Raw genomic sequence first — 6,756 nt, 5'->3', positions numbered from 1 at the left:
CAAAAATAACAGCCTCAGGCTGTTATTTTTGTTTAATTATGAAAGGCCGTTTAATTGGCTTTTTGTTACTTGTCTGCTCTTTTTTTTGTGGCGTTGCTCTTATACTTGTTTTATTTTTTTCTTTTTCAGGTGAACGCTTATGATTGCTTTTGTGTGTTCTCCTGTTATTTTTAGGACGATCTTCTTGTTCTAATTGCCGCGGATTAATATTTTCTAATACAAAATATGGCGCTCCAAAATTAACATATTCATACAAATAGTCCTGTAATGTCTCTATTTTATCTTGATTTGGTACATGCTTTTCATTTCGATAAAACCCTTTAAGACGCAATTGTTCAGCTGAAATATCACCGACAAGATAATCATATTGCGCTAACAATGGCGTATAACGTATAGCCAATTTTTCAGTATTAAAAGCTTCCTTAAAATTTTCAACGAGTTCTAACGTTAATTTATCAATGATTATTTTATTTTCCTGACGTATAACTTGATATGCCATCTTACGTTCTTCTTGTTGTAATAACGTTTGTGTTTTTAACGATTCACGATCCATTAAATGCCTCTCTTTTAACAGTACACTATACGTTACTGTATTTTTTCTTGTAATATTGCGCCATCAATTCTCTTAATAATATACGCAATTCAATTTTTACTGGTGCATCCTGTATCACAGGGAAAAATGGTACCCATTTGTAATGATCAAGTGTTGCAATTTGATAATTTTGATGTGGCTGAATGGTTTGACCTTGGTACAGAATTTGGCCATTTTTTTGTCTATCAATACCATCAAAACGCATATAACCAAAAATTTTGCCACGAAAGCCACTACCTTTCATCGCCAAAGTTGACAACCATTCTTGTTGTGCATCAAGCTCTTCGAATAACTCAATAATCTTTTGGCCTTTAAGTGTCATTAACATCGGATTAATTGCATGTGGCATACTTTCGAGTAACTCATATTGATTCAACCGGCCTTTTGGAAAACCTTCAACAAACATACCAGTTGATAACATAGCTGCCGGTGCATCAAAATATTGCTTTAAAGCTCTCATTGCATCATAACTTTGTTCATCGGTTGTTATATCTCGTGGTAACTGCGTAACATATCGGGTGGTCAAAACTGTTTGTCCCTTTTTAAATAAGCCATGAATTAAATGATAGTCCTCGTCGTCTTCCGACATTTCATACGTCGGTGTCGTGACAGCTTTTTTACTCAAAATTTGACCATCATCTGATATTTCTAAAGAAATATCACCGACATAATTACCATAACGACCTGCTGCTGCCAATAAAGTCCCTGAAACCATTTTACCATGCTCTAACAAATGATGTGTATGTGCACCAATAATAATATCAATGTCATATTTTTCACCTAGATGCTCATCTGTTGGTAATCCTAGATGAGATAGTAACACCACGACATCAGCCTTTTGACGAAGTATTGGTAATAATTTACCGATTGTTTCATCAACATCATATGGTTTCCACCCGAGTGAAGGATAGGTTAACATATACGGTGCAGTCAATCCCAAAACAGCAATTTTGGTTCCTGAATTAGTCGTTATAATTTTATAGTTCTTAGCCCATGTTGGTTGCGTTAAACTAGGATACTCCTTTAAATTACCCAACAAAACATCAAAATTAGCCCCATCATATAAATGGTTCATTGCTTCATGGGACAACACTAATCCTTCATTGTTGCCAATTGTCACGCCGTCATAGTGTGCTTCATTCATCAATTCAATGTTGCCTTGACCCATTGTTGCATCAGTGTATGGGTTTAAACGATCAATCGCATCTCCAATATCAAACGTGTAGCTTTGCGTATATGTTTTTTGTTTCTCCAACAAAAAGCGTAAAATACGTGGCCAATTTTCAAAGTGTGAGTGCATATCATTCGTATGCAGTAAGTGTATGGTTTCAGTTCCCATTTAATTCCTTTCAAACATAGTGGACAGTTATTAAATGTGTGTATCACTATTTTTTATTTTTACAGACATATTCCCTACTATCATTTTACACCAACTCAACAAAAAAGCACTGCGAGATGCAGTGCCTCAATTAGCAAATGAATACAGAAAATCTATGAATTTCTGTAAATTAGCCGGATAAGCATTTAATCCCCAAATCATACGTTCATGTTCACCTGGCACTTTAAATCTTACACCCCATTCATCGTTTAAACTTGGTTTAGTCTGAGAAGGACCAGGATATTCTGTCATCCAAGTATTAATATAATTCATAGTTTTATCGGTAAATTCATCCCATGACGTTGTCATATCAGTCCATTGTTCATGATAACGCCAATTAAAAGATTGCCCCGCTTGATTAAAATGCGGATTATAAAAATCAAAATCTATATCTGCAATATCTTTCACCTCTTGAGTTTTGTCTCTACTCTGCCAAAAAGCATGACCCTCATGACGTTTGATATAAACGTAATCAAAACCAGTCACTAAATTACCACGATAAAACGCTAAAAAATCTAATCGTGTTTGTGCCATATTAACCCTCAATTACAATTAAATCTTTGGTAAGATCATTTGTAAGATTTTCATAACCGTCTAGTGTAACAATAATGTCATCTTCAATTCGGACACCACCTTGTTCTGCAAGATAAATACCTGGCTCAATGGTTAAAAGATGCCCTGATTGCAATTCATCACTGGATTGTGCGCTCAGTGCTGGCCCTTCATGAATAGCTAAGCCAACACCATGGCCCGTAGAATGGTTATAATCATGACCATAACCATGCGCAGATATATAATCACGCGCAACACGATCAACTTCACTACCAGAAATACCAGGTTTCACAATCGCTATGGCATTCTCATTTGCTTGTTTAACAATGGCATAAATTTGCTTAAGATCATCACTTATACTTCCGATAGCGATTGTTCTGGTTACATCAGACGTGTAATCATCGACATAATAACCAAAATCAATTGTAACAAGTTCACCATTTTCAATTATTTTATCTGTTGCTTCGCCATGGGGTAACGCCGCACGATAACCAGATGCAACAATTGTGTCAAATGAAGCTTTTTCAGCTCCGAATTTTTTTTGAAGTCGATCTAATTCATTAGCCACTTGTCGTTCAGTCATTCCTGGCTTAATGAACGGAATGAGCTCATTAAATGCCGCCACTGACGCAGCAGCTGCTTTACGTAAAGCAGTGAGTTCAGCCTCATCTTTCACTTCACGTAAGGCCTCAATGGCAAACGGTAGCGCATCAAATGATATATCAGCGGGTAATAATTCATCAATATAATCATAAATATTATATGGCAAGTCGGCTTCGAAAGCCAATTTTTTAATGTCAAAAGCTATTGCTACTGAGATCACCTCTTCATAATAGGCTCTTGTTATTTTTAAATTAACGTTTTCTGGTAAACTTGTTTTATATGCCTCTTCATATCGTGCATCAGTTACTAAACAAGCTGAATCACGACTAATAACAACTACACCATCACCGGTACCACCGCCGAAACCTATTAAATATTTCATGTTAGCACCTTGATATACAATCATGCCATCAAGATTCAATTTCTTAAGTAATTTTTGCAGTTTAGCAATACGTGCTTCAAAATATTTAGTCATATCTGATACTTTCCTTTTCATTGTTACCTATAATTATATCATAAGCTTATAAGATTACTTTTCACTTCAATACATCATATTGCTGAACTTGTTAATAAGTAAAAAAAAAGAACAGCGAACTGTTCTTTTTTGATTTTAATTACTTTGCGGCAGCTAAAATTTCATTGTATTGTTCACGTGAATAAACAGATACTTGACGCTTTTCACGCCCTTTACGTTCAAATCTAACAACACCATTTGTTAAAGCAAATAAAGTGTCATCTCCACCCTTTTTAACGTTAACACCTGGATAAATATGTGTACCACGTTGGCGATAAATAATTGAACCAGCTGTCAAATCTTGTCCATCAGCAACCTTAGTTCCTAAACGACGGCCAGCTGAATCACGCCCGTTGGCTGAAGATCCGCCACCTTTGTGGTGAGCGAACATTTGTAAGTTTTCTTGATTCATCAACATAAGTCTATTTCTCCTTTACAAGTAATAATTACGCGATTGAATCAATCTTCACGCGTGTATATGGTTGGCGGTGGCCTTGCTTAGAATGCATATTCTTCTTGGCCTTGTACTTGAAAGTAATAACTTTCTTTTGTTTACCCTGCTTTTCAACAGTACCAACAACTTTAGCACCTTCAACAAAAGGTGCCCCAACCTTGCCATCAATCAAAACAACTTGGTCAAAAGTTACCTTTTCGCCTTCTGTTGCATCCAATTTTTCGACGAAGATTGTGTCGCCTTCAGCGACTTTATATTGCTTGCCGCCTGTTACAATAACTGCATATGCCATTATTGAATTCTCCTTATACTTAGACTCACCATTCCAGGCGGGTCGGCTCTTGTCCGACACGTACTTCAACCTGTTCCGAGTGGTTGTAGCTATGCTAACAACCTATCAATTATAACAAAAATTTATAATTGCGTCAATATCCACACAGGTTTATTTTTTAATTAACATTATCAAAATTAAACAAATTCAAACCAGTTTGTGTCCATCCAGTGGAATCAACACGTAATACTTCTATAAATTCTTGCAATAACTTAGTTTGTGTCACATTCATATTGTCTAACAACCATTTTGAAATCAACGCCCAAAAACCACCTGTAATAATTTCCCACTGAAACATTTGATGTCTGTATAGCTCTTCGTCTTCAATAATACCCAATTGTGATTGCATCTGCATTCTCATTCGCGACATAAGTGTTTTAACATAAACTGAATTACTATGTAAATTAAGCACCGCATTATAAAAGGCAGCACGGTCACTTACAGCTTGAATCATTTTGGCAACATGAAATTTACCTTGCGTATATTGAATAAATTCCTGTATTAATGTATGATTGACCTCAGAAATAAGGTGTTCCTTATTTTGATAGTACTTGTAAAAAGTGCCCCGGGTGACATCCGCACGATGCAATAATAAGGTAATCGAAAAATTAGGTTGCGTTGTTAATAACGTAATTGTTGTTTCTTCAATATTTTTTTTGTCCGTAAAACACGTGCATCTTCTTTCTTAACCATAATTTCTCCTGGAAAACAACACTACTACTCTTTACTCCTCATTCTTCGCGCCTATTCTATATATTGCCGCTTCGATATTTAAGTCTACTTTCATTTGTGTCACAATATCAGCACGTTGTGCCGAACTTTTATTCATGGCATTCACTGACATTGTGATAATGGTATCAAATTTATCATGGAAACGTGAAGCAACACTACTATCGATATTATAGTGACCTTTTTTGGCTGTTTGCACAATTGTAATAATACCAGTTTTACCGTATAGTGCATCACGTAATGCCTGAGAATCAGTGTTACTTAAGTTATTACTATTATGCTTAATAATTTGATTGCCTGACTTTTCAACAGCAGTCATTGTTTTGGTATCCTGATAATCAAAATCATCTAATGCCGAAATAAAGGTTTTAATACTTCGACGCGACTGCTCCAAATGTCGATAATCTGTTCTAGGCATCGAAACACCAGCATATTTAGGTTGTTGATTAAACGTTGCAAACGCAACTAATAGTGCTACAAAGATCACGCCTAATGCGATAAATGCTTTTCTCATATGTTAAATCCTCTGTAATTGGCTTACCTATAGTATACTATAGGTAAGCCAATTAAAAAAATAGATAAATTAAATCTTTGATATTTACTGTTTTTATGCTATTATATATATTGTATTGCGCTGGTAGCTCAGCTGGATAGAGCAGCCGGTTTCTACCCGGCAGGTCGAGGGTTCGACTCCCCCCCCGCGCATTTTTGCTGTTTTACCTATAATATTGGTAAAACAGTTTTTTATTTAAAACCGTTGATATCACTATTTTTTCAGTATATGAATTTGTATAACAATGTATACCTATAAACAAATTTATTTCGCATTAGTGCTACAAAAAGCCACGCAACTTAATTACGTGGGCTAGTCAATTTTTCAGGCGTAGGTAAATCCCCCGCTTCAAGATTTTCTTTCATTGTTTTTAAACGTTTCGATCAGTTTATCAATGACTTGTACTTCATCCCTTGATATGTCGACGTTTTCTATTTCGTTCCCGAATCTGTTAAACGAAATATCAGCGACATCAATATCGTGTTTTGAAATATTAAATCACCCATATTTTAGGCTAAAGTAATGTCTCGTAACAATATAATATTGATATTCAGTTATTAAGAGCTTACGTTACTGAGTATGTATTGGATTTTTATTTTCAAAGATTATTTAAATACTACTTGTTTTCACTTTATATTTTTCTATCATATTGTATAAACAAGGTCTTTTTTAGATGATCCTTCTTTGAGTGATAATCACCTTCCCAAGCAATAAACGTTATTACTCCCCGGCAGTTACTTTAATACCAATAATTGCAACAACTAATAAAATAATAAAAAACCAAGTGATAGGTGGGAATTTATCGTGAAATAATATGACACCTATTACCACTGAACCAACTGCACCAATTCCGGTCCAAATTGGATAAGCCAAACTAAATGGCAAGTACTTCACTGCTTGTAACAAAAAAAACATACTCGCAACCAGGCCAATAACAGTCAAACTTGCCCAACCAACTTTTGTAAAACCATTACTTAACTTCATAGTAGTTGACCAAAGTATTTCCGAAAAACCCGCGAGTAACAAATAAATCCACGGCATATAAAAATC

9 protein-coding genes, 1 tRNA gene and 1 other annotated feature are annotated in these 6,756 nt (G+C 35.3%); of the genes, 1 reads left to right on the top strand and 9 read right to left on the bottom strand.

Annotated features, from left to right (window positions below; translation table 11 throughout):
- Positions 1 to 22: 22 nt before the first annotated feature.
- The 8 genes from EUI_RS0109595 to EUI_RS0109560 form a co-directional block, all read right to left on the bottom strand.
- Positions 23 to 553, bottom strand: coding sequence for a YutD family protein (locus EUI_RS0109595; RefSeq protein ID WP_010687957.1), 531 nt, complete (start codon positions 551 to 553; stop codon positions 23 to 25).
- A 25-nt stretch (positions 554 to 578) separates the two neighbouring features.
- On the bottom strand, positions 579 to 1,931 hold the full coding sequence (locus EUI_RS0109590) for a bifunctional metallophosphatase/5'-nucleotidase (protein WP_010687956.1): 1,353 nt from the start codon (positions 1,929 to 1,931) through the stop codon (positions 579 to 581).
- Positions 1,932 to 2,057: 126 nt separating this feature from the next.
- The gene (locus EUI_RS0109585; RefSeq protein ID WP_010687955.1) at positions 2,058 to 2,504 is read right to left on the bottom strand and encodes a hypothetical protein; all 447 of its coding nucleotides are present in this window, start codon (positions 2,502 to 2,504) and stop codon (positions 2,058 to 2,060) included.
- 1 nt (position 2,505) lies between these two features.
- Entirely contained in the window at positions 2,506 to 3,600 is a 1,095-nt protein-coding gene (locus EUI_RS0109580; protein WP_010687954.1) for an aminopeptidase P family protein, read from the bottom strand.
- A gap of 139 nt (positions 3,601 to 3,739) precedes the next feature.
- A complete protein-coding gene (rpmA, locus tag EUI_RS0109575; protein ID WP_010391368.1) occupies positions 3,740 to 4,057 on the bottom strand; it encodes a 50S ribosomal protein L27 in 318 nt (105 codons plus the stop codon).
- Positions 4,058 to 4,085: 28 nt separating this feature from the next.
- Complete coding sequence (gene rplU / locus EUI_RS0109570; RefSeq protein WP_010391365.1) at positions 4,086 to 4,385, bottom strand: 50S ribosomal protein L21; 300 nt, start codon at positions 4,383 to 4,385, stop codon at positions 4,086 to 4,088.
- A gap of 11 nt (positions 4,386 to 4,396) precedes the next feature.
- Positions 4,397 to 4,480: a sequence feature (ribosomal protein L21 leader region), on the bottom strand.
- 62 nt (positions 4,481 to 4,542) lie between these two features.
- The gene (locus EUI_RS10865; RefSeq protein WP_238524888.1) at positions 4,543 to 4,773 is read right to left on the bottom strand and encodes a hypothetical protein; all 231 of its coding nucleotides are present in this window, start codon (positions 4,771 to 4,773) and stop codon (positions 4,543 to 4,545) included.
- Positions 4,774 to 5,148: 375 nt separating this feature from the next.
- Positions 5,149 to 5,667, bottom strand: a complete 519-nt coding sequence (locus tag EUI_RS0109560; RefSeq protein WP_010687952.1) for a hypothetical protein — start codon at positions 5,665 to 5,667, stop codon at positions 5,149 to 5,151.
- Between the two features lie 117 nt (positions 5,668 to 5,784).
- Here EUI_RS0109560 and EUI_RS0109555 point away from each other — a divergent pair.
- Positions 5,785 to 5,858, top strand: a tRNA-Arg gene (locus tag EUI_RS0109555).
- 568 nt (positions 5,859 to 6,426) lie between these two features.
- On the opposite strand, the gene EUI_RS0109550 is transcribed toward EUI_RS0109555, so the two are convergent.
- The gene (locus EUI_RS0109550; protein ID WP_010687951.1) at positions 6,427 to 6,747 is read right to left on the bottom strand and encodes a DMT family transporter; all 321 of its coding nucleotides are present in this window, start codon (positions 6,745 to 6,747) and stop codon (positions 6,427 to 6,429) included.
- Between the last annotated feature and the right edge of the window lie 9 nt (positions 6,748 to 6,756).

It is taken from the genome of Leuconostoc gelidum subsp. gelidum KCTC 3527, assembly GCF_000166715.1.
Classification (GTDB): Bacteria; Bacillota; Bacilli; order Lactobacillales; family Lactobacillaceae; genus Leuconostoc; species Leuconostoc gelidum.
The sequence above is the reverse complement of the archived record's forward strand: the minus strand, read 5'-3'. Positions and strand labels throughout refer to the sequence as shown.

Coding starts and splice junctions, on each gene's coding strand:
- EUI_RS0109590 (WP_010687956.1), bottom strand. CDS start 1,931: ATGGGAACTGAAACCATACACTTACTGCATACGAATGATATGCACTCA.
- EUI_RS0109585 (WP_010687955.1), bottom strand. CDS start 2,504: ATGGCACAAACACGATTAGATTTTTTAGCGTTTTATCGTGGTAATTTA.
- EUI_RS0109580 (WP_010687954.1), bottom strand. CDS start 3,600: ATGACTAAATATTTTGAAGCACGTATTGCTAAACTGCAAAAATTACTT.
- rpmA (WP_010391368.1), bottom strand. CDS start 4,057: ATGTTGATGAATCAAGAAAACTTACAAATGTTCGCTCACCACAAAGGT.
- EUI_RS0109595 (WP_010687957.1), bottom strand. CDS start 553: ATGGATCGTGAATCGTTAAAAACACAAACGTTATTACAACAAGAAGAA.
- EUI_RS0109550 (WP_010687951.1), bottom strand. CDS start 6,747: ATGCCGTGGATTTATTTGTTACTCGCGGGTTTTTCGGAAATACTTTGG.
- rplU (WP_010391365.1), bottom strand. CDS start 4,385: ATGGCATATGCAGTTATTGTAACAGGCGGCAAGCAATATAAAGTCGCT.
- EUI_RS0109560 (WP_010687952.1), bottom strand. CDS start 5,667: ATGAGAAAAGCATTTATCGCATTAGGCGTGATCTTTGTAGCACTATTA.
- EUI_RS10865 (WP_238524888.1), bottom strand. CDS start 4,773: ATGCAATCACAATTGGGTATTATTGAAGACGAAGAGCTATACAGACAT.